Below are 22275 nucleotides of genomic sequence, written 5' to 3'. Positions count from 1 at the left end.
ATCTTGTTAAAGATCCATCCGCTTCGTCTTAATAGAGACGCCGGTACGTTGGCTTTCTCCTGGAGCGAGTTGCACGCAATTCGCTCGGACGTTTGCAGTCTCGATGCAACACATCTCGTGAAACTCCTCATCGCCAAAATCTGCCATCCGCTGACTCTTGGCCACCCACGGATTCCAGACGATCGTCGAACGAGCCCCACGTGCAGCGAGTTCTATGGTCCTCCGTAGTACGTCATCGTGCATCTGTATTTGCCCTGCGTCCCCCTGATAAATGCGATCGGTCTCCTCCGTAAATCGGATCGCATGCGACTGACCTGGAACGACACTATTCGTTAGTTGATCGATGAATGGAACTCCCTCCAAGCCAACAATCTGGACTCGTTCCACATCGGCAACTTTGAAGTACGTGTGCAAGGCGACCTCATAGGTTAGCGGTTCGCTTCCCTGATTGCGAACATCTAAATCGATCGAAAATTGCGATCCAAAGCCCAACTCACAGATTACCTCATAACCACCAGAGATCAGTCGCAATCGTACGACGATGTTCTCGTGGGATTGGGCTGTCTCCAACAATTCCCAGTCTTGAGTTCTCGCCCAACCATGAGCTGGAAGAGTTGCTTTGTCAGGATGTGCTCCGAACCAAGGGAAACAAATCGGAATCCCTCCTCGAATCGGTTTACCCTTTTCATAAACCGCTTGATCGCTCAGAAAGAGAATGGATTCTTTTTCCGAAGCAGGTTGATAGGACAAGACATGTGCGCCGTAGAGCAGGAATGCAGCAGAGCAGTGCGGTGTGGTGACTCGTCCGAGCGGCAACCCATTACTGTGGGATTCGAAGACTAAACAATCTTCCAACCCGTATATCTCGTTAAGCTCATCGATGGTAATCGTCATTCGAAGGACTCTTGCTGGCCAGGGAACTCACCACTTTGAACTTGCGACCGATACTCTTCCACCGCCTTGATCGCACCACTTCGCAAGTCTGCGAATTGTCTAACGAATTTGGGGACGTAACCACTGTTCCAGCCCAGCATATCGTTGGTCACCAACACTTGCCCGTCGCACTCAGAACCTGCCCCAATCCCGATGGTCGGAACCGATAGCAGCTTGGTAACTTGTCCTGCCAGCTCGCTTGGAACGCATTCGATCAATACTACAAAAGCGCCCGCTTTTTCTGCGCTGGTGGCGTCTTGGATCAGCCGGTCTGCGTCCCGCTGGACTTTATAACCCCCCAAGGCGTGTACACTCTGAGGTCTGAGGCCAATGTGAGCGATCGTTGGGATTCCGGCATCCACTAGAGCTCGAATCGTGTCGGCTTGTTGGTGCCCCCCTTCCAATTTGACCGCGTGGCATTCCGTTTTCTTCATGATCTCTGCCGCTGTCGCCACGGTGTGAGCGACACCGAGCTGCCCGACAGGAAAGGGCAGATCCACTACGACCATCGCACGTCTAGCAGCACGGGCCACCATCTCGCCATGATAGATCATTTCCTCAACGGTAACGGGAACAGTCGTCGTCCGTCCTTGCACAACCATACCCAAGGAATCTCCAACGAGAATACAATCAATGTTGGATTCGTCGAGAAGTTTCGCAGTTGGATAATCGTAAGCAGTGAGCATCGTTATACGCTCACCACGACGCTTCATCGAGAGAAGCGTCTTAACGGTCACTCGAGGGTTGCTCATTAATTCAGTTTGTAGCGCTGCGAGACAACAACCATTTCGAATCCATCCTTATTTCTTGACCAGTTTATTTCGGTATCTTTGATCGATCACAACAAACTCGTAGCCTTTGCCCGTTGCCGAGGGACGGCTCTCGAAAACGGTTTTGCCCACATCAGTAACTCGAAACTCCGGATTACGATTCTTGACATAATGTTGAGCTTCGGCCTGCGCTAAAAGCTCTTCCGTCTCCGGAGGAAAAAACTTGATGGGTGGTCGTGTACCTACGTTAATGCCTGCGGACTGAAGAAATTGTTTGTCATACCTCTTCAATGCACCATCAGCAACGCTGAGGAAGTAAAGTCGTTTATCATCCTTTGGCAGTCCAGATCTTTTGACCGGTGCCCCAGATAGGTTTGAGATATATTCCACTCTCGGGATCCCCGCTCCGTAAGTGCCTAGCTCGATTTTGAAAAAGTCCAACTGCGCGCCGTAATTCTTTTTATCTCTCGCTTGGAACTTGATATCCCATCGTTCGAATCGAGGAATGATATCGTCTCCCTCTCCCTCAGGTCCGGGTGGACGAGAATCCCCTTTACCAGTGCCATCGTTTTGCATCCCATCCATTAGCTCAGACACCGAGTTGATGGCATCGGCGACCATCTGCAACGTCTGATCCAGTGGCGGATCACTCATCTCTACTTCGTCGGCAGCGGGAGGATCGAAATCACGCTCCATGCCCTCAGCGTTTTCACCTCGCCCGGCGATCTTCTCTGGCTCCAGCCTGATGGCTTTGATCTGCGGCTGACCAGCTCTCAGGAAGAACATAAGACCCAGCAAGAAGACGGCCAGCCCAACCAACACCAACATGGCGGTTAGCAAACTCGAAACCTTGTCGACGCTATTGGTACGCAAAGAGTTAGCGTCCACATCGAATACGTTTTTGTCTGTCGTGTTAGGCGAAGGGTCTGTTTTGGCCATATCTATGCTACAAATTGCAAGGAGGATGCTTCTGCCGAGCAGGGGCTTTTTTCGTGTCCAGGTTAATCGCTTAGTCAATAAAAACGTAATCGGGGCGCACCGTTAGGTACCACTTTCGCCATTGCAAAATTGCCGTAATCCGTTGAGGTTCGGTTATCTTTCCCTCTTTGGGAATATGAGCGGTGTCCAATTGACGTGAGATCAATCGCAGCGAAGCCTCCGCGTTACGAGGAACTACGGGGTCTGGATCAGAAAGACCGTAGATCAATTGCGGAACGAATTCTAAATCATCACCACGGCCCAGCAGTCTGGCCGCGAATCGCCTCACCTCGTGATCCTTGGAGCTCATAAGCCGCGCGAAACGGCCCAATAGTTCTTTCCTTTCTTTAGGATCCTTTGGAAGAATGATCTTTTCGGGGACCAAGGAGGCCTTCATATCACTCTGGTCCTCTGATTCTAGGACTTTTAAGGCGTCATCCATGGTGGTGGATTCGGTTTTGCTTACGATTTTGCCGTTCTTGATGACCACATTGGGGTCGTCGGGAAGCGTATTTCCTCCAACGAGAAGATCGTCATGCATTTCGCCGATCGCCTTCTGCGTACTTCGTATCAAAAATAATACCGCAAACGCAGTGGAGACGTTCTGAGCAATGATGTCCCCCTTCATGTACCACGAACCATCAGCATCCTGATCCCTCGCTAATTCTTCAACCATTTCGTTGTACCAAGCGGGACTCTTTGCGGTCTTCCCTTTCGATACCTCCAAGAACGATTCGTACCGTTCCTTTGAGTAGACGTAGTAATAGTGAAATTGCTGTTTGCTGGTGTAGGGGTGTGCTGCGAACCAATTCTCAGCCTTGCGGGTAACCATTGTCAGCTTTTCTTTGTCGACAGCGACCTTTTTCTTCTTCTTAGCATCGGGATCCACTCGCACAAAGGCTTCCGGGACAATTCCCTCTTCTTCTTGAGATCCTGCGAATTTGCTGCGGTAAGCCCCGATCGAGTCCGCTGCGATTAAGACCGCCGAGAAACCTGCGGCTGTAAGCGAATTCGTGGGGGATCGCGTCTGAATGGTGTTAGGTAAATTCACCCCCCACTGGTAAGGCCATCCGCCATCACCCGTCTGCGATCGCGCTAGCATGTCGATGCAACGGAGAATAGTCTCGGGCGGAATCTCGATGCCAGCCTGGTACATGGTCCAAAAAGCTAGCATTAGGTATTGAGTTTGAGAGATATCGGCTGCCCCACTCGCCTTGTAGGGCCCCGCGTCCATGTACCCGAAACCGCCGTTGGGTCGTTGCGAGGAAATGAGAGCATCCCGCATTGCCAGCAGCGAATCCTTGTACTTTTCGGGCGAAACCGACGCTAACAGCATGGTAGCCACTGGGACGACATACATATCCTCATGTTCCCAATGCGTTGCATCCCCATTCATTCTTTGGGCAACCCGAACGGCCTGCTGGATCCCACGCAATACGGATGGATGGGAGCCATTCTCTTCAGGGTCCGACTTGTAAATCGCCATCGCCACGATGATGTCGAAGCCAGCGTTTCCTTGAGGCCCACCACCGTCCTTCTTAAGGTATTCAACCCCCTTTTTCACCAGTTCTACGACAAACGGGTGATCGGGATCATAATCCTCGGCCTTCGTTGTTCGCCCAGCGACTGCGACCAAAGCGACAACGACCGCGGCTACAAACGACCGTACAAAGAACAAATCTCTGATCATAGGATTCCTTGTCTGAGTTTGCGCAAAAATAACTCCGTCGCCATCATATCTGAAACCGACCTAACCATGGGTTGGAAACCTCGAGGGATCTCATCGAAATTTTCCAAAATGACGCTATCCGTCCAATTATAGAGCAAACGCCTAACGAAGAAACGTTGATTGGCCGAATTGACAAAATAAGCCGGAGGGCCTAACATCCTCTCTTGTTGGCCAGGTAGCTCAGTAGGTAGAGCAACGGACTGAAAATCCGTGTGTCGCCGGTTCGATCCCGGCCCTGGCCACTTCTTGCTTCGGCCGGGTGGTTATTTCTTGACCCAGCCAACGGATTCCTAGTTCTGCTGCTTTTTCTTCCCCCCCCCCCCTTCCAGTCGGATCTTTGCCGCGTTACCCCGATTTTTTTTGCTGCTGGGCGTTCGGTCTCGATAGCGTTATAAGCTAAGCTACTTCAGCCTCTGCCTCTTTTCTGAACATCTTAATGCGCAACTCGCCTGCGTCTCCCTGTCCGCAATCCAGATTGGACTTGCCAGACACCCGCTAAAATCGACACTTTTTGGCCGATCTCCAAGCTTCCACTAGCACCTGTTGCAATCCATTATGAACCAAGCGTTTTTAGACCACGTTTCCCACCAAAACGAAGAGATGAAGCGGGCCGGTACGTTCAAAACCGAACGGGTGATCGGCTCAGCACAAGGTGTAACGGTCAACCTCGAGGACGGACGAACGCTCCTCAATATGTGTGCTAACAATTATCTGGGACTGGCACAGCACCCCGAGGTCCAAAAAGCCGCCGACGAAACCCTCCAGCGATGGGGCTACGGCATGGCATCGGTCCGCTTTATCTGCGGAACCCAGTCGATCCATAAGCAACTGGAAAATCAACTTAGCGAATTCCTGGGGATGGAAGATACGATCCTCTACAACTCGTGCTGGGACGCCAACGGTGGTTTGTTCGAGACCATCCTCACCGCCGAAGATGCGATCATCTCGGACGAACTAAACCACGCTTCGATCATCGACGGTATCCGATTGTGCAAGGCGCAGCGTCTGCGATACAAGAACAACGACATGAGCGACCTCAGGGCCAAGCTTGAGGAAGCCAAATCGGCCCGCTTTCGACTCATCGCAACCGATGGTGTCTTCTCTATGGACGGCACCATCGCGGACTTGGCGGCCGTATGCGAACTCGCAGATGAGTATGACGCCATGGTCATGGTGGACGATTCTCACGCTGTTGGGTTTGTCGGAGCACACGGACGAGGAACTCACGAGCACTGCGGTGTCATGGATCGAGTCGACATCCTGACCGGAACCTTGGGCAAAGCACTCGGAGGTGCCAGCGGCGGTTACACCTCCGGCAACGCCCAAATGATCGAACTCCTGCGTCAACGCTCGCGAACCTACCTCTTTTCCAACACCGTCGCCCCACCCGTCGTCGGTGGAGCCATCAAAGCAATCGAACTGCTGTCTTCCTCCACAGACCTACGAGACAAACTCGAATCCAACACCCAATTCTTCCGAGAGGAAATGCTTCGACGCGGCTTGAACATCCTGCCCGGTGTTCACCCAATCGTTCCGGTGATGATCGGCGATGCGGCCAAGGCAGGACAAGTGGCCAAGGCTATGCTCGACGATGGAATCTACGTCATCGCCTTTAGCTACCCCGTCGTTCCCAAAGAAAAGGCCCGCATTCGAACCCAAGTCTCCGCAGCTCACGATGTCGATCAGCTTCGCATGGTGGCTGAAAGCTTCGAAAAGCGATCTAAGTAGTCTCTTAACATAACCCAAGGCTAAGCAAACATGGATCGATCCGCCGCTCTCGCTCTGATGCATCAGTACGTGGAGAACGTAGCATTACGTAGGCATATGTATGCAGTCGAAGCCGCCATGCGAGCCTACGCGAAAGCCTGGAACGAGGACGAAGAGAAATGGGGCATCGTTGGCTTGCTCCACGATTTCGACTACGAACGCTACCCGCAAGGTCCCGACCACCCCGTCGAAGGGAGCAAGATCCTTCGCGCCCAAGGAGTTTCGGAGGATATTGTCTATGCGATCCTTTCTCATGCCGACTATCTACCCGATTACCCGCGAGTCTCCAAGCTGGATAAGACTCTTTACGCGTGCGATGAGCTATGCGGTTTCTTGGTCGCGTGTGCCTATGTTCGACCGCTCAAGTTCGCTGATCTCGAAGCCAAGAGCGTTCGCAAGAAACTCAAAAACGTAAGCTTCGCAGCCGCAGTCAATCGGTCCGACATTCAAAACGGGGTCGCTGATTTAGGGCTCGATTTAGACGACCACATCACGTTTTGCATCACCGCCTTGCGAGGTATCAGCGACCAGCTTTTCGATGCGTAAAAAGTTTTAACGGATTCCCAAACTTTCGAAGTCATGTTGCCCTGTTAGATGCGCCGGAGTTGGCATCTTGGCACGCCAACAAAACCTCGTTGGTCCGTTATGCACTAGCTCGAAAGACATGCAACACGACCGGTCAGGTGTCCGGGTGAAATATAACGCGATCAGCATTTTGAGATTCGCGTATTTCCTTATTAGATCCAGTTTTAGGCCCCAAAAATCCTTTTGTTTGAGCTGGACTTCAGATTAGCACTCAAGTCGCGTCTTGCCGGTTGATTTGAATTCTAAACAGTTTGACAGCTTAACAATCGAAAAACAATGCTCGATTACTCGTATAGCCCAATGATAATCCCCCCACTTGACGTACGTTGTTTTACAACGCAATCAAATTTTCGTCCTTTGTCTAAGATCGGTGCAAACCAAACACTCACTTCACGTTTTAAGTAACCTAAGGATCGGTGTTTACTATTAGTAACGATTACGGCATTTGAATCGTAAGGATTGTTTGGTTCCCGAGCTAGATAGACAGATTCACCGATTGAGAGACGATCCAAATCTAAGTGGCGATTGTCGTATGATTCTCCAACTACACGGAATGTAAATCGAGGAGTCCGCCCCCCAGGAGTCCAAAGATCACCCTCTTGGCTTTCCTCTGCAAAACGATCGCCATTGTCCGAGTGCCCATCGGCAATTTTTTCCATCAAGACGTTCGTTGCCGGAATAAAGGACTCGTCTGGCAACACGCCAACCACCGGCTCACCTGTCGCTAGCACCTCCATGGTCATTGCAAATTGATGCCAAATCAAACCAGTTTGCAGTGGACGAATAAAGAGACTCTTTCCACTCGATCGTTTCAAGAAGAGCCCGTCTGAAAACCACTGAACACTGACGACTGAGCTAAGCGCATACTTCTTCGCAGTCAATCGACCGTCGAGTATGAAATTTTTGTCGACACGTTTTACGGCTCCAATGCCAATCGATTTAAGGTAATGATCGTCGCCCAAAGGAATTCCAGCAGGCCGCTTTAGTGAAACAATCTCAAAGACTTCTGCTTCCTCAAACTCTAAAGTTGGATTCATCTGTCCCGACCGAAGTTGCTGGAGGAGATTCCAGGCGATGCGAGCGAGTGAGAGCCGAAAATGTTGTTCATTCGAGAACTCCAGGGTTAGTCCAAGTCCGATAGCAACTTTGCTGATTTTTTCGTTTTCTTTATCATCGAAAAACCCATCTGAAACAGCATCTTCTATCATTTGACGGAGTAGCATCGATGATTCTCTTTTTAGGATTTCTCCTACTTCAGAGTCAGTAATACCAACCTTCGATGCAAACTCAGAAATCTGAGTGCGTTCAATCAAGCTAAGATTGCCGTCCGAAATTGCCTTCCTGATTCCATTAAGAAGAGTGTTGCGATTGTTAGCGTCTCTTTGATTCTCTCTTTCCTTGATTCGCTGTAAACGCTGCTCTTCAGCAACACGCTGACTGCACATGTCTCTGACTACGCAGAGATTGACCCTGCCAGCCTCTATTTCCCGATTCCGTGTGAGCTCTGGGCTTTGAACCATAGCATTTCGATCAATCTCACCCGTTTCCATGAGTTCGATGAAAGAAGTGTCAGAAATCGGACCAACCATCCGACTGCCAAGGAGTCCAAGCAATTTGGGGCGTTCGTACATCCAAGTCGAGGTTAGCTTTGAGTTTATCGCAACATTTCTATTTTCGAAAACCCAAACTGTCTTCGTACATTTGGGACATTGGATTCGCTTCCCCTCCTGTTCACTGCGAAATTTTATCGACTGCTCGCAATAAGAGCAGATGAACAGCTTGGTAGAGTGATCTAAGCTCATAAGATCGCTTCCGATTTAATTACCGTTGGAGTATTCCCGCTGCAACAAAACTTGCTGCCTCGTCAACGTGTTTGGGTTCAATGAGTTCCTCGGAGTCCAGATCTGCAATCGTACGTGCTACCTTGGCAAGTCGATCACAAGTCCTGGTGGATACCGACGCTCTTTCAAGGGTCTCGCGATAGCTTTTCTCTGCATCAGCTGACATTCGGCAAAAATCTACGACTCGACCGCCGGGAATCTCCGCGTTGCAAGTGATGTTTTGTCCTTTAAAACGATCTAGCTGTAAATTTCTCGCTTTCTCTACGTACAGGCGAATCTGTTTCGACTCACTCTCGTTCACATGAGTAAATCGCTCAGCCTGCGAAAGCGGTTTTAAGAAGACTTGCAAGTCCATGCGATCGAGAAATGGTCCACTAAGCTTCTTCTGATACTTTTCGATGGTTTTTATCTCGCAACGACAACGAGGGTCGCCTGCATATCCGCAGGGACATGGATTCATTGCAGCAACCAAGCAGAACCGAGCAGGGAACTCAAGCGAAGCGGACACTCTTGTGATGTTTACGTATCCATTCTCAAGAGGTTGCCGCAGAGCCTCTAAAGTGTTTTTCGCAAACTCTGGAATTTCATCCAAAAACAAAATACCATGGTGTGCGAGCGTGACCTCACCCGGCTTCGGAACGCCACTACCACCCCCTACAAGCGACTGCATGGTGGCTGAATGATGCACTGGCCTAAATGGTCTGCGAGTCACCGCCATTCCATCATCGCTCAACAGTCCCATGGCTGAGTAAATTCGAGTGATCTCTACCTTTTCTGAATCACTTAATCGTGGAAGGATACCTGACATTGCGCTCGCGATGAGCGACTTTCCCTCACCGGGAGGGCCGACTAATAGCAGGTTGTGTCCGCCGGCAGCACTGATAACGGCAGCTCTCTTCGCTTGCTGCTGCCCGCGAATTTTCCCAAAGTCAGTAGCTCGATCGATATAACTTGAGAAACGAATGGGTTCGCTCAGCGCATTATTGAGTCGTCTAACGCCACGGAAATAGTCGAGAATCTCTTCTAAAGTTTGAACGGGAAAGACCCCACACCCCTCATGCCCCGGTTTTGCCAAGATAAGGGCGCATCCTTTTCATTGCCTTTAGGAACGATCAGCTTCTGGCCTGGCTTCAGCAAATACGCCAAAGATAACGCACCAGGTACTCTTCTAACCTCTCCGTGAATTCCTATCTCACCAAATAGGATAAATTGCTCCTCTTTGGACTGTGGCAAGTCCGGAAGTATTCCAGCAACTTGAAGCATCATCACTGCAAGCGGAAGGTCTAGCCATGTGCCATCTTTTTCAAGTGCAGCAGGCGCCAGGTTGATCAAAATTTCAACTGGCGAGTCTGGAATTCGCAGCTTGCTAAATGCCCCTTGTATGCGTTGAAGCGCCTCGCGAACCGGCCCACGGGCCATTCCGGTGATTGAGCAGCACGATGTGACTGGGCGGGGGCGGGGCAGTATCGAAAGTGCTCTCCCCTGAAGCTCAATAAGGGTACCGTTTATTCCATGCAGGACACCACCTAAAAGTGTGTGATCTCGAGCAAGAAGATGGTCGTGAAGTCGAAAATTCAAAGCGAAATACTCTTAGGCATATAAAGGCGACGAAATTGCCCATGTCAGGCGCACAAACTATTGTAGCAGGATTGAACCAAGAATGAATCCAATTTTCCCAACTGAAGCAGTTCAGAATCTCCGGCATCAGTCGCGCCCAACTACGGTAGTGGAAAACAGAAATCGTTGCCCATCTTGATGACTTGAGACTCTTCCTAGATTAGTCATAACGAAGAGGATTCCTCATGACGGATTTTTCAAACAAATCTCATTGGGTCTTACCACTCTGGTCTGGAACCTCCTGCTGTTTCGTTTCCTGCTCCTCGATCTGACGTGCTTTTGCGAGCGCTGATGCGACTAGACCAGTTGGTACTGAGATAAATCCTAGACTGACCATAAGCATGACAAAGGTGAAAATTTTGCCGCCAACGGTGACTGGGTAGACGTCTCCGTAGCCTACCGTAGTCAACGTTGCGACAGCCCACCAAAGACAATGAAAGACGGAACCAAACGTCTCCTGCTGCGCTTCACTTTCGAAGTGATGGATTCCGATTGCAGCAAGGTACAGAAGAATCAAGGTTACACATGCAAAAAGGACGATCTCCTCCTTGGCTATGGAAAGGGCAATATGAAATCGACGAATTGCTGAGTTGTACCTCGCTAACTTGAGCAACCGTACAATGCGAAGCAGTCGGAATGCCCTTACCGCTCGCAGGTCGAATCCCAAACTCAAATAGAATGGGAGAATGGCTACTAAATCGACGATTCCGAAAAAGCTAAACACATATTTGCTTCTTGGTTTAGCGACCAGCAATCGCAGACAGTACTCCATCGTAAATACGCCTACGGTGAGCAACTCAAAGATCCTAAGAGCCGCTGCGAGATCAGGACTTATTCCCGGGAGCGTCTCGATCGAATAGGCGACCACGGAAAGCACCACAAGCGTTTGGACAAAAACATCAAACGCGATCCCAGCCGGGGTATCCGTTTGCTCTACGATTCTTCTTAAGTAATTCATTTTAATTAAACAGAACAAACCGCACGGAAGGAAAGTAAAATCTGGAACGCTTTAGGATTCGACGTTAGGCTTTGGGGAATTGCTCAACGTGCGACCTCGTGCTTCACGAGTATTGCGGTCTTCTCGCCCCTCGTTTTGCAAGATTTGATCGGTACTTTCCGGATCCACCTTTCTGCAACACTCCACCAATTTGTCAGCTAACGCATAGAGAGGTATCTCCCAGGTCTCTTCGGTGCTCTCGCTCGGTGCGATCTTCACAATCTCTTCAATCAACAAGATGAACCGAAGTATGTGCCGAAACAAAAGCCCCTCATGCTTTTGCATACCATTGGCAACAATGTACTTGTTAAACTCGCCGCCGAATTCCAGCAGCTCACCCACTACCCAAACACTGCGAGTGAATACGTCTTGTACGCCAGGATATTCGTAATCAAATAGCCGTCGCAGTTTTTCTCCGAGAGCCAACGGCCGTAAAGGTGCCTCCTCGAACGGTTTAAACGGACGGCGTTTACCTGCTGCTCCCCCTGCATCACGCACGATTTCCTCATCGGAGCGTTCGTCCACATCCTCCTGCTTTCCCATCAATTCTTCCGGTACAGCCAACCCGAGCGACAAAAGTTGTGGGTGCAATATCTCAGTCGCTAACGTTCCAGCAGGCAACTTGTCCGGGGGTGGAACCTTGACGATCTTCGCGATATTCGCAGGCAATTCCAAAACGCTTTCCAAGATTTGAACGCGTTCTATCTCATCCGCAAACTGCATCATGTTAACCATGTACAACCCGTAGATAGGGTTCACACTTCGCAGTTCGGATAAATACATTAGCCGATCGGTCGGTACCGCCGAAACGGGCTTGTAATCGTCCAGATCGTAGCTGACCGAGTCAGAGATCGACTCGCTAGCTAGCGTGCCTATCCCTGGCTCTTCATCGTCGTCATCATCAATGCTCTCGGTATCGGTCGCCTTGGCTGGCGAGCTCGCAGGCAGTTGCAACCAACCGGGCTTGGATTCCACGATGGGCTTCGGTGCTTCCTGATGTTTGATATTGGGAGTGGGCTCTAGGGTGATGAAGCCGGACTTCCAAAGCGTGACCAGCATTCGATTGAGCTCCTTTTGGCCTCGCTCGATCGATTTCGTATCTTGTAGTCTACGACCGACCAAATCTCGGAGCGGTTGCACGCTGGGGTCATTCAGCAACAAATAGGCCAGCAGCCTCCATGGCAAATGCCCACGACTCTCGAGCTTGGCGGCTGGTGCGGATCGCAATTTTTCAAATTGTTCCGCTGTCCAATACGTCTCACCGGCCCGTCGCGTGGGCATCTTCTTCTTGAGGGCCTTTTTGGCTTTGATGAGATTGGGGTCCTTGGTATCCTCGGGAATCTGATCGTATTGAACTCGCCAACGGTTGATTTTGACGTCATCCTCATGAGCCAGCACATACACGAAACCTTTGGCATCAAATTGAGGGCGACCGGCTCGACCAAAGATTTGGTGCGCAGTGCTCGGCTCGACGATTTTCTTCTTGCCAAAGGGGCCCTTGACGAGACTGGGCAGAATGACGCTGCGAGCGGGCAGATTGATGCCCGCCGAAAGCGTTTCCGTACAGACCGTTACGCTGAGCAATTTTTCTTGAAACAGTTGCTCGACAAGTCTTCGATATTTAGGCATGATTCCAGCATGGTGTACCCCAACTCCTCGAATCAAGATTTGCCTTAGCTTGGGACCAGCCCCTTGAGTGAAATCAAACGTCTCGATTCGCTTGGTGATGATGGCCTGGCGCTCTTTATCGATGAGCTTTTTGCCTTTGAGCAACTCGGCGACTTGCCAGCACTGCTCGCGGTTAAAACAAAAGACCAGCCCTGGCGTCCGTCGTTTGGCATCATCCCCTTCGGCAATCTTTTCTAGATGCTCGTCTAAGTAGTTATCGTCGATCCATTCGAATTGCAGGGGGACTTTGCGTTCGGTACCTTGGACTAGTTCCAGATTTCGTCCGTGGGATCGGTGCAACCAACTGCAAAATTCGACGCTGTTGCCAACCGTTGCGGATAGAAGCATCGTGCGTACCGTTTTTGGCAAGAGCCCGAGAGTAAGTTCCCAGACGATGCCGCGTTCCGGATCGTTGAACGAGTGAAACTCATCCATCACTACCGATGATACGTTCTCGAAGTGCTCGGCATCATTCCCCATCAAGCGGTTGAGCAAAATTTCCGCAACAACAACCAGCACCGGAGCATCGGGGTTAACTCGACGGTTGCCAGTGACCAAACCGATCGAATCGATCGGGTAGCCCCAACGAAGAGCACTCTGCTGAATCTCGACCAGCTTTTGGTCGGTAAGGGCGATGAGTGGTGTCGTGTAGTAGCAACGCTTGCCGGTTTTGAGGGCTTCGAAGATGGCGGCTTCGGCGATAAGGGTTTTGCCGGTTCCAGTAGGAGCGCAGACCAGTACTCCCTGCTCGGACGAGAACCATGCATAGATGGCTTCTTCTTGGACCGGATAAGGAGTAAAGCTTAGGGTCTCGAGGAACTCGGCAGCGATATCAACGCGATCAGCACTCATTGGCAATACTCTTCAAGGCACAACGCGTTGGGGAAATCGAACACGAGAGGATCGGCATCACTTTTGTTTAGCGATGACATCGATCATAGCTGGAGCAAACCATGGCAGATCGTCCGGTTTGCGGGAACTGACGTGATGTCGATCGACCACGACAGGAGCATCCTCCCAAATGGCACCCGCATTTTCCAAGTCATCCTTAATGCCGAGCGAACCCGTGACTCGGACCCCGCGATAGACACCTGCTGAGATAGCCAACCAGCCTCCATGGCAGATCGCGGCTATGCATTTGCCTGCCTGATCAAAGTGGCGGATCAACTCTTTGACATCCTCCCGGCGTCGCAATCGGTCCGGCATAAAGCCACCCGGCAGCAGAATTGCGTCGAAGCTCGCAGGATTAGCATCTTCAATTTTTATGTCGGAGATACAGGGGTACCCGTTCTTGCCAGCGTAGGTTTCGCCCGCCTTTTCCCCAGCGGTGACAAATTCGGCACCAGCCTCGATGAGCCGAAGCTTGGGATACCAAAGCTCCAAATCTTCATAGATATCTCCGACCAAGGAAAGGACGCGGCGGTTATGAAGAGGACCAGTCATACAGTTTTGGAGGGATGTTCGAGAATTTTATGGGCAGAATCTAATGTGTCTCATTTATCGCGACGGAAACCTATAGGTGCATCACAGCGAACAAGGTACACTACCTCAGATCGATTCTACCCACAAACTATGGTTTTGAGGAAACCCTTCATGGGACTTGGTGATTTTTTTAAAGGTACGAAAAAAGGACTTTCATTTGAGCTCTTTCCGCCCAAGACGGAAGAAGGGGTCGGACCGCTGCTAAACACGGTCGGTGACCTGATGAAGTTCAACCCTGACTTTTTCACCTGTACTTATGGGGCTGGTGGCTCCACTCGCGATAGAACGCTTCAGATTCTTGAGAAGGTGAAACAACAATTTTCCATTCCCGTCGCTTCCCATTTAACGTGCGTGGGCTCTACGGTCGACCAGTTGCGTGGGTACTTGAATGCCGCGATCGAGATTGGGACGGATTATATCGTCGCGTTGCGAGGAGACCCGCCCAAGGGGGAGACCGAGTTCCGACAAACCGACGGCGGTTTCCGATACGCCAACGACCTGGTCCGGCTCATCAAATCCGAATATTCACCATTGGGAATCGCCGTAGCTGGATACCCCGAGGTGCATCAAGAAGCCCCGAGCATGGAGACCGACTTGATCAATCTAAAAAGAAAAGTGGACGCGGGAGCGGACATTGTCGTGACGCAACTCTTTTACAAGAACGAAGATTACTTTCGGTTTGTCGATCGCTGCCGCGCGATTGCGATCAACATTCCGATCGTACCTGGGATTTTACCTGTAACGAACCTCGCTCAGATCCAGCGGATTGCGTCACTCTGCAAAGCTAGTTTGCCCGAATCATTCATCAATCGCCTGCAAAGCAACTCGGAAGCTGACTGGCAGCACAAGGTCGGGGTGGAGTTCGCCCGAGAACAAGTTGCAGAGTTGCTCCAGCAGGGAGTCCCTGGCGTGCACTTCTACGTACTCAACAAATCCCAAGCCACTTCGGAAGTGCTTCACGAGTGTTGGGGCAAGTAATACGATGAGCAGCATTGGTTTACTGGGTGGCGGGCAAATGGCAACCGCCATTGCCAAGGGGGCAGCACGATCAGCTAGCGGCTCGGCCTCGCCACAATTAGTATTCTGCGAGCCCAATCCTGGCCAGCAAAAGAAGTTAAAAGAACTCTTCCCTGATTGCCAACTTTGCGATTCAGCTCAGCAATTGTTTGAACTCTGTGATCGCATCGTCATCGCAGTCAAGCCGCAGGTGCTCAGCGAGATTGCCACATCGCTCAGACCTTTGGTCCAGAACCGACATCTACTCGTGTCCATCGTGGCGGGGGTTTCCATCCCAAAGCTATGCGAGTGGTTTGGGACCAGCAATATCATCCGCATCATGCCGAACACACCTTGCCAATCGGGCAAGGGAGCCAGCGGTATGGCAGTAGCGACTGGAGTCAGCCAAGACGATACAGCTTGGTGCGAAGCCCTCTTCAATTCACTCGGCATAACCATTCGCTGCACCGACGATCAATTGCATGCAGTGACGGGGGTGTCCGGTTCCGGGCCAGCCTATGTGTTGATGATGATCGAGGCGTTAAGCGATGGCGGGGTCAAGGCAGGTTTGAGTCGCACGGCGGCGTTGGAACTAGCCACGCAGACGGTTTTGGGTGCGGCGGTCATGGTACAAGACACCAGATTGCATCCAGCGGTTTTGCGAGAGCAGGTAACCAGTCCAGGTGGAACGACGATAGCTGCGATTGCATCATTGGAGCGAAATGGCTTTCGTCACGCCGTGATCGAAGCGGTCGATAGTGCCGTTACACGCTCACGCGAGCTTGGCGGCAAAGATGCCGAAAAATAAAGTAGGTCAATAAGGTTTGGCCTCGCTTGGTGCTGTCGATAGGTGCCAGCCAAATTTCGAGCTTCTATTTTTCGCCCTACATCTTTCGACATACCCTGTTTTTGAATCGAGATAAACTAAAGAGACGATTGAACAGTCCGGGTTCTCCAGCAGATTCAGGGAGGCCAACAATCCATCTCAGAATAGGGATGGAATCCCGGAGTCTCATACGCGCTTTTAAATCTGCTGGCCTCCTTGAATCTGCTGGAAGTTTGGAATCGCAAAGCATGAGCTGTCAAAAAATGTAGGGCGAAAGATTTGGTGGAGGAAACCCAGTGCCACCCATCTGGGTAAATCATTCGCTCGCTCAACTTCAGGGAAAGCATTGCAGTGGGGTAAAACTCGCATACAATATCGACAAAGTTGTGTCGTGTAGGATGTCATCGCGGTTCGAATAATGACCAGAAGTTCCGCGTTTACAGTACGGGAGCCAATGATGTCAGTATCAGGTAAATGGTATCGTCAATTGTTGGCACTGCTTGCATCTGCGACGGATCCGTCAGTTCAGATGAACCTCGTCGATCGAAAAAAGGTCATTGCGACGGGCATTGCCGAATCGATTCAAGCTGACGTGTGGATATGGACTACAGGGAGGATCAATGAGCGCGTGCCAGGCGACGCTATGATCACCGCTTGTGTTGATGACGGCTTCACGGACGAAACGGAACGTGCGGAATTCTACAGAATCATCATTCATCCTGAGCTAGCTCCCGCCGTGGTCAAGCCGCTCTACCAGGCAGTAAAAGAACTAACATCTATTACGCGCATGCGGCTGGACCTCATCTGTGACGAACAGTGGCAAACCCTACAGGTCTCTTCCTTGTGGCGCTCATTAGGCTTCGACGACTTCATTTTCTCGCTGGTCCCACTAGACCGCGAAACGTACAGCTCCATTGGATTCCACCGAAGAGCAGGAAATCCAAGATTTACACGGCAGGAAGCAGATTTTGTTGATCTTGCATTTCCTGCTATTGATTGGATACATCGCTTCAAAGCAGCTGAATCCATTCCCACGCGGGTCACAGATCTATCGCCGCGCGAGCGTCAAGTTTTCATGCTGCTTTTAAAAGGAGCTTCCCGCAAGACAATCGCAAGTCAACTAAAGCTAAGCGACCATACGATTACAGACTACATCAAAGAAATCTATAAAAAATTTGAGGTCACAAGTCGGGCCGAACTTTTAGTTCAGTTCCTATCGTAAGTGTGCTCATAATTCATGGTAATTCTGATCTGTATTATGGCTCAGCAAATCGATATTACAGTTTATGGACCGGTGTAACTGCGTACGACGATCGCGTCCGCTGTAGAACCGATTCCGATCAAAAGTGCTCCACCGTCACGTGGCGAGAATGCCCATGCAGAAGTACTGCCTTTCGACTTCTCCGTATTGGAAGTCCATGTCAAAATCCCGTCGTAAGGAAGTCCGAAGTTAACATCAGCTGGGCTTCCGGTCCACATGTTCAGTCCGCCTACTCCGTAGGTGAACAGTCCGCGTGATACTGCATCTCGGGACTCCGAAAGCGTAGGAATTCGCCAATTATTGGAAAGCGCCGCGACATCTGCAGCAGACCAAAGTTTTTCCGCAGCCTCCAAGAGGGACGGATCATCGATGCCATAGGTTACCAATAGGTAATAGTAATAGGCTTCCTTGTCGTCACCTGCTTTTTTTAGCTGTGAAGCGTAAGCAGAACCCAACGACATCGCAAATTTGTGAGTTGAACTTGAATTTGAGTAACCAGTCAAAGAATACCCCCAAACGATTCCTCTCGTACGATCGTAGACTCCCCCAAGATCTGGCCGGTACTCGAAGGAAGCTGCTTGGACCGTGATCGTAACAGGCGGCATACTTTTTAGTGTGCTACCTCCCGACCTCTGTGCCCAAGCTGAAGAGGAAACGGCACAGACACAGCAGATTGCAAAAAGCGTGCTTCGTAAGGTCAACTCCGACAATCCATAACCTTGAGCCTGTTTTAAGAAACTCATTCAATCTCTCCTTGTTTATGAAACCAGTGGTTGATGGTAGCGTACTGGGCGTTCATCGGTCGACTTGGTACAAGCATTTTTCAATCAGCTCAAGTTGATCAATAGAACAAACCCTACCCAAGTTGAAAATTTAACGGGAGCAAGTGCGTTTTGCAATTCCCGCATTCGCGGGGGCAGGCAATAGATTGAACCGCGATGGCTACGTCTCCCTACAAAGTCCTGTGAGGGATCCAGAGTAGGGTTGGCTTCGCTGGGTGCCAGTCATATTTCTTGCTTCTATTTTTTGCTCTACATCTTTCGACACACCCTGTTTTTGGATCGAGATAAACTAAAGAGACGATCTGCTGGATTCCTTGAATCTGCTGGAATTTTGAAATCGCAAAGCATGGGCTGTCAAAAAATGTAGGTCGAAAGATTTGGTAGAGGCAACCCAGTGCCATCCCAACCATCCCCAATGTTTACCACCGTTTCGTCAGGCCAGCAGGGAAGTAGTGAACGAAGTTGTGAGGCTCTTTGCACGGGAGATCGTCTGAGGCTTGGCAAACGTTTCGCGTTTGAGTTCGTGCCGTATTCGCGCCAGGCGGGCGGGCCTCGTTGCCTCGGCCACTACGGGTTCGCAGACGTGAGACTTACCGCATCCCGTTGGTCCAGGGGGGCGGGCCTCGTTGCCTCGGCCACTACGGGGGTGGCAAAGCTTTTCAACAGCTCGAGACTTTCAGCTCGGACCAAGTGGGCATGTAGGCGCAACATGCGAACTACCTTATTCGTTATCATGGGGGGACGGTACACTCGAGGTTGCAAAGCTTCTCGACGTGCTTGTGCTGGCTCTCCTCCAGGAGATTACTCCTCCCACTTCATAATCGCGTCTCAGGTTCCTCATCAATGATATGGCAATCGCTGAATTCTCGATCCCAACTTTGCGGCCTCACGCGGTTTGTTGTGATGATCGCGTGGCTGTTTTCATTTGGTTGCTTCGCACACGCGAGCGATCCAGTAAGCGTAGATTCGGATTCGGGCGATAATGACCAGGCAGCACAGGTTTTGATCCAGGGGAAACCAGAGGCCCCTTTCCCGTTGCAAGTCGCACCGGCCTTTCCTAGCTTGAAATTCTCTGACCCGATGCACGTTCGTTGGGAACCTGCTATGCAGCGTTACATCGTATGCGAACTAGGAGGAAAACTTTGGAGCTTTCCACATGACGAACAAGTGGAACAGGCTGATTTGCTCGCCGACCTCAGGCAGGAGCTTCGTTCATTCGATACCGCTCGCTTTCGCGGCTGCAAAGAAACGTATAGCTTTGTTCTAGATCCAGATTTCGCCGAGAATCGGTTTATCTATGTCTGCATGATTTTGGAACGTGTCGGGGAGCCTCAACCTGACGGGAGCCGAATCTCACGATTTCGTATCTCGGAACCAATTTCGCCAAGCGAACCACCCACGATCGATCTGTCGAGTGAGCTGCCCATTATTTCTTGGTTGGATGGTGGGCACAATGGTTGCGATTTGGCGTTCGATACATCAGGTTGTTTGCTGATTACCACTGGAGATGCAACGGACCCGAGCCCACCGGATCGTTTGAAAACCGGGCAAGATATTTCCGATCTTCTAGGATCGGTTCTGCGTATCGACGTCCGTGGTGCAACTCCCAACGTGCCGTATGTTATTCCTGAGGACAATCCCTTTCGTGACTTGCCAGATGCGAGAGGAGAGGTCTGGGCCTATGGACTCAGGAACCCTTGGCGGATCGATGTCGATCCAGCTTCCGGTCGAGTTTTTCTAGGAGACGTCGGTTGGGAAAAGTGGGAGATGATCCACGAAGTCGTCCGCGGAGGAAATTATGGCTGGGCTGCCCGAGAAGGAAACGAGTGGATTCAACCCAATCTACCTCTCGGGCCAACCCCGATCCTTTCCCCGACGGTTGTCCTTTCGCATGTTGATTCCGCCTCGATCACGGGTGGGATGGTGTATCCGCGTACTCGACTAGCCGCCATACGCGATCATTATTTGTTTGGGGATTGGATCAACGGACGTATCTGGGCCTTTCCTCTTTCGGACGCAGGGAATTATCGCGAAGTGGCAAGCGATCAGATCCGCATTATCGCATTTTCCCGAGACCGTGATGGTGACCCCTTGGTTGTGAGTCATCAGAATCCGACAACCCTATTTCGATTAGTCGAGAACGAAAACTTTGAACGAGAGCGGATTGCTGCTAGCAAATTCCCACGCAAGCTCGGTCAAACAGGTTTGTTCTCTGACACGATCCACCTACTTCCGCAAGGAGATCTCGTCCCCTTTGAAATCAACCAACCGCAGTGGCAGGATGGCGCTGAGGCTTCACATTTGCTATACATTCCACCCAATACATCGGTCCAGTTCTTTGAGTATCCACGTCCTGTGGAAAGCGTGGCTATGTTTCAAAGCCGTTTGCACTATCCCAAAGACGCCGTTTTAGCCAAGACGATTCAGTGGCGAGGAAGACGGCTGGAAACTCAGATCCTGCATTATGATGGTCGACTATGGAACGGCTACAGCTATGCATGGAACAACGAGCAAACGGATGCTGAGTTAGTCCCAGCACAAGGTACGACGCTAACGATTACAGATCCTCAGCCATTCACGTATCGAGTGCTAGGACGGAGTGAGTGTTTGCAATGTCACAACCCATGGGCTGAAATCACACTTGCTTTCACTCCTGAGCAATTGCATCGCCCGTCGCGAGGCAAGCAATCGCCACTGATGGAACTGGTTCAACGAGAGATCATTCAATGCATCGACGAATCGGGAACGAAGATCGATCCGTTAAGGACCGTCCGCAAGTCGCTCGAAATGAGACCTACCAAAATTAGTGATGCGAGCAGTATCGGCAGCATCGATTATGATGCGCAAGCTCGAGCTTATCTGCATGTTAACTGTGCCCATTGCCATCAGTTCGGAGCTGGTGCAGCGGTCGATCTTTCGCTGCGAATTCAGGATAGTTTATCGGAGTTGCGAGCGGTTGAGGTCGTTCCCAGCAAGGGGTTGCTAGGCCTCCAGAGCGGCGCTCTCATTCAGCCTGGCGAACCGAATCGGAGCATCGTTTTGTTGAGAATGATGAGTTCCTCTCTGGGACGCATGCCGCACATTGGATCAAAGGAGGTGGACTGGGCAGGATGCGACATCATCGCTCAGTGGATCCGTGGGGTGGTTGCCTCAAACATCGACTCAAACATCGACTCAAACGACAAACCAGAGGTTGTTCAGGCGCAGCCCCAATCCATAGATGAAGTTTTCGTTTTGACGGAAAGGTTTTTGGCGAAATACGAAGAGGATCGGGCTAGTACTGAAACGCTAGCTGGAAAATCTTTCGAGGATACGGCATCGGTGGAGACAGCCTGCCGTGAGGACGGCGTGCGACTGGCAGTGAGCTGGATACCACTACACGGGGATAGGTATAGCTCGAGCGATGCCAGTCAACGCGAGAGATCGCAGGACTTGGCGAGGCGGATCATAGCTCTGGGAGACCCGCTACTGAGCTCCCTTTTCGAAGCCCACTTGCCTGCGACCGAGCGCGTACCACGACTCAGAGATGACGCTCAGTTTGCGGATGTTGCACCTTGGGAGGGAGATCGAGAAAGGGGTGAGAAGTGGTTCTTTGATTCCGCCAAAAGTCAATGCGCCGCGTGCCATCGTGTATCGGGAAGAGGAATCGCAATTGGGCCGGATCTGGATCGAATTGGAATTCGACAAAGCCCGCAACAACTCTTTGAATCGATTCTTTATCCCAACCGAGTTATTGCACCTGAGTACCAGACGCAAAGCATATTATTAGATGACGGAACACAAGTAACCGGGCTTGTCGAGTCGCAAACGGATGAGTTGTTGACACTTAAGAACGCGCAGGGAGAGCGACGCGAGCTTCGCAAGGAGGAGATCGAGTCATGGCGACAGAGTTCCGAGTCGCTGATGCCTTCGGGGCTGGGACGCTCGATGACTCACCAGGAGATGGCGGATCTCCTGGCGTACCTGTCGAGCCTCAAAGACTGATCGCGAGAAGTGAATGCGATCGGTGAGGCAAATTCATTCGGCTAGCAGCAATGATGAAA

Annotated in this window: 17 protein-coding genes and 1 tRNA gene; 7 read left to right on the top strand and 11 right to left on the bottom strand. The window is 51.0% G+C overall.

Going from position 1 to position 22275, the window contains the following annotated elements:
• Positions 1-6: 6 nt before the first annotated feature.
• From SH449x_RS23890 to SH449x_RS23875, 4 genes are all read right to left on the bottom strand, one after another.
• Complete coding sequence (locus SH449x_RS23890; RefSeq protein WP_482378589.1) at positions 7-894, bottom strand: D-hexose-6-phosphate mutarotase; 888 nt, start codon at positions 892-894, stop codon at positions 7-9.
• The gene (panB, locus tag SH449x_RS23885; RefSeq protein ID WP_482378588.1) at positions 891-1685 is read right to left on the bottom strand and encodes a 3-methyl-2-oxobutanoate hydroxymethyltransferase; all 795 of its coding nucleotides are present in this window, start codon (positions 1683-1685) and stop codon (positions 891-893) included. Before panB ends, SH449x_RS23890 begins: the two co-directional genes overlap by 4 nt.
• A 48-nt stretch (positions 1686-1733) precedes the next feature.
• Positions 1734-2642 (bottom strand): hypothetical protein, encoded by a 909-nt coding sequence (locus SH449x_RS23880; RefSeq protein WP_482378587.1) that lies wholly within the window; start codon positions 2640-2642, stop codon positions 1734-1736.
• A gap of 70 nt (positions 2643-2712) precedes the next feature.
• On the bottom strand, positions 2713-4371 hold the full coding sequence (locus tag SH449x_RS23875; protein ID WP_482378586.1) for a hypothetical protein: 1659 nt from the start codon (positions 4369-4371) through the stop codon (positions 2713-2715).
• A gap of 208 nt (positions 4372-4579) precedes the next feature.
• On the opposite strand from SH449x_RS23875, the gene SH449x_RS23870 reads away from it, so the two are divergent.
• The 3 genes from SH449x_RS23870 to SH449x_RS23860 all read left to right on the top strand — a co-directional run bounded on the left by SH449x_RS23870 (position 4580) and on the right by SH449x_RS23860 (position 6723).
• Positions 4580-4652, top strand: a tRNA-Phe gene (locus SH449x_RS23870).
• 313 nt (positions 4653-4965) lie between these two features.
• On the top strand, positions 4966-6138 hold the full coding sequence (locus SH449x_RS23865) for a glycine C-acetyltransferase (protein WP_482378585.1): 1173 nt from the start codon (positions 4966-4968) through the stop codon (positions 6136-6138).
• Positions 6139-6168: 30 nt separating this feature from the next.
• Entirely contained in the window at positions 6169-6723 is a 555-nt protein-coding gene (locus SH449x_RS23860; RefSeq protein WP_482378584.1) for an HD domain-containing protein, read from the top strand.
• 323 nt (positions 6724-7046) lie between these two features.
• Here the strand turns inward: SH449x_RS23860 and SH449x_RS23855 are convergent, their stop codons facing one another.
• The 6 genes from SH449x_RS23855 to SH449x_RS23830 form a co-directional block, all read right to left on the bottom strand.
• Positions 7047-8375 (bottom strand): HIRAN domain-containing protein, encoded by a 1329-nt coding sequence (locus SH449x_RS23855; RefSeq protein WP_482378583.1) that lies wholly within the window; start codon positions 8373-8375, stop codon positions 7047-7049.
• A 208-nt stretch (positions 8376-8583) separates the two neighbouring features.
• Positions 8584-9678 (bottom strand): YifB family Mg chelatase-like AAA ATPase, encoded by a 1095-nt coding sequence (locus SH449x_RS23850; protein ID WP_482378582.1) that lies wholly within the window; start codon positions 9676-9678, stop codon positions 8584-8586.
• Positions 9627-10181 carry a magnesium chelatase domain-containing protein gene (locus SH449x_RS23845; protein WP_482378581.1) on the bottom strand — a complete coding sequence of 185 codons (555 nt, stop codon included), beginning with the start codon at positions 10179-10181 and terminating at the stop codon, positions 9627-9629. Before SH449x_RS23845 ends, SH449x_RS23850 begins: the two co-directional genes overlap by 52 nt.
• Before the next feature lie 247 nt (positions 10182-10428).
• Positions 10429-11178, bottom strand: a complete 750-nt coding sequence (locus tag SH449x_RS23840) for an ion transporter (protein ID WP_482378580.1) — start codon at positions 11176-11178, stop codon at positions 10429-10431.
• Between the two features lie 51 nt (positions 11179-11229).
• Complete coding sequence (locus SH449x_RS23835) at positions 11230-13737, bottom strand: DEAD/DEAH box helicase (protein WP_482378579.1); 2508 nt, start codon at positions 13735-13737, stop codon at positions 11230-11232.
• A gap of 57 nt (positions 13738-13794) precedes the next feature.
• Positions 13795-14328, bottom strand: a complete 534-nt coding sequence (locus SH449x_RS23830; protein WP_482378578.1) for a type 1 glutamine amidotransferase domain-containing protein — start codon at positions 14326-14328, stop codon at positions 13795-13797.
• A 150-nt stretch (positions 14329-14478) separates the two neighbouring features.
• Here SH449x_RS23830 and metF point away from each other — a divergent pair, with 150 nt between their 5' ends.
• The 3 genes from metF to SH449x_RS23815 all read left to right on the top strand — a co-directional run bounded on the left by metF (position 14479) and on the right by SH449x_RS23815 (position 17411).
• Positions 14479-15345 carry a methylenetetrahydrofolate reductase [NAD(P)H] gene (gene metF, locus SH449x_RS23825; protein ID WP_482378577.1) on the top strand — a complete coding sequence of 289 codons (867 nt, stop codon included), beginning with the start codon at positions 14479-14481 and terminating at the stop codon, positions 15343-15345.
• Between the two features lie 4 nt (positions 15346-15349).
• Complete coding sequence (proC, locus tag SH449x_RS23820) at positions 15350-16171, top strand: pyrroline-5-carboxylate reductase (protein WP_482378576.1); 822 nt, start codon at positions 15350-15352, stop codon at positions 16169-16171.
• A gap of 472 nt (positions 16172-16643) precedes the next feature.
• Positions 16644-17411, top strand: a complete 768-nt coding sequence (locus SH449x_RS23815; protein ID WP_482378575.1) for a helix-turn-helix transcriptional regulator — start codon at positions 16644-16646, stop codon at positions 17409-17411.
• Positions 17412-17473: 62 nt separating this feature from the next.
• Here the strand turns inward: SH449x_RS23815 and SH449x_RS23810 are convergent, their stop codons facing one another.
• Positions 17474-18193 carry a hypothetical protein gene (locus SH449x_RS23810; protein ID WP_482378574.1) on the bottom strand — a complete coding sequence of 240 codons (720 nt, stop codon included), beginning with the start codon at positions 18191-18193 and terminating at the stop codon, positions 17474-17476.
• A 942-nt stretch (positions 18194-19135) separates the two neighbouring features.
• Here SH449x_RS23810 and SH449x_RS23805 point away from each other — a divergent pair.
• A complete protein-coding gene (locus SH449x_RS23805) occupies positions 19136-22216 on the top strand; it encodes a PQQ-dependent sugar dehydrogenase (protein WP_482378573.1) in 3081 nt (1026 codons plus the stop codon).
• The last annotated feature ends 59 nt before the right edge of the window (positions 22217-22275 follow it).

It is taken from the genome of Brakhagea baltica (assembly GCF_052161605.1).
Lineage (GTDB): Bacteria > Planctomycetota > Planctomycetia > Pirellulales > Pirellulaceae > JBKCUI01.
Note: the sequence above shows the minus strand (reverse complement) of the source record. Positions and strands in the feature narration are given on the sequence as shown.

What these genes read in the sequence shown, in the direction of transcription:
- SH449x_RS23860 (WP_482378584.1), top strand. Translation starts at nt 6,169, where the DNA reads ATGGATCGATCCGCCGCTCTCGCTCTGATGCATCAGTACGTGGAGAAC.
- proC (WP_482378576.1), top strand. Translation starts at nt 15,350, where the DNA reads ATGAGCAGCATTGGTTTACTGGGTGGCGGGCAAATGGCAACCGCCATT.
- SH449x_RS23830 (WP_482378578.1), bottom strand. Translation starts at nt 14,328, where the DNA reads ATGACTGGTCCTCTTCATAACCGCCGCGTCCTTTCCTTGGTCGGAGAT.
- SH449x_RS23835 (WP_482378579.1), bottom strand. Translation starts at nt 13,737, where the DNA reads ATGAGTGCTGATCGCGTTGATATCGCTGCCGAGTTCCTCGAGACCCTA.
- SH449x_RS23840 (WP_482378580.1), bottom strand. Translation starts at nt 11,178, where the DNA reads ATGAATTACTTAAGAAGAATCGTAGAGCAAACGGATACCCCGGCTGGG.
- SH449x_RS23880 (WP_482378587.1), bottom strand. Translation starts at nt 2,642, where the DNA reads ATGGCCAAAACAGACCCTTCGCCTAACACGACAGACAAAAACGTATTC.
- panB (WP_482378588.1), bottom strand. Translation starts at nt 1,685, where the DNA reads ATGAGCAACCCTCGAGTGACCGTTAAGACGCTTCTCTCGATGAAGCGT.
- SH449x_RS23810 (WP_482378574.1), bottom strand. Translation starts at nt 18,193, where the DNA reads ATGAGTTTCTTAAAACAGGCTCAAGGTTATGGATTGTCGGAGTTGACC.
- SH449x_RS23875 (WP_482378586.1), bottom strand. Translation starts at nt 4,371, where the DNA reads ATGATCAGAGATTTGTTCTTTGTACGGTCGTTTGTAGCCGCGGTCGTT.
- metF (WP_482378577.1), top strand. Translation starts at nt 14,479, where the DNA reads ATGGGACTTGGTGATTTTTTTAAAGGTACGAAAAAAGGACTTTCATTT.
- SH449x_RS23805 (WP_482378573.1), top strand. Translation starts at nt 19,136, where the DNA reads ATGATCGCGTGGCTGTTTTCATTTGGTTGCTTCGCACACGCGAGCGAT.
- SH449x_RS23815 (WP_482378575.1), top strand. Translation starts at nt 16,644, where the DNA reads ATGATGTCAGTATCAGGTAAATGGTATCGTCAATTGTTGGCACTGCTT.
- SH449x_RS23865 (WP_482378585.1), top strand. Translation starts at nt 4,966, where the DNA reads ATGAACCAAGCGTTTTTAGACCACGTTTCCCACCAAAACGAAGAGATG.
- SH449x_RS23890 (WP_482378589.1), bottom strand. Translation starts at nt 894, where the DNA reads ATGACGATTACCATCGATGAGCTTAACGAGATATACGGGTTGGAAGAT.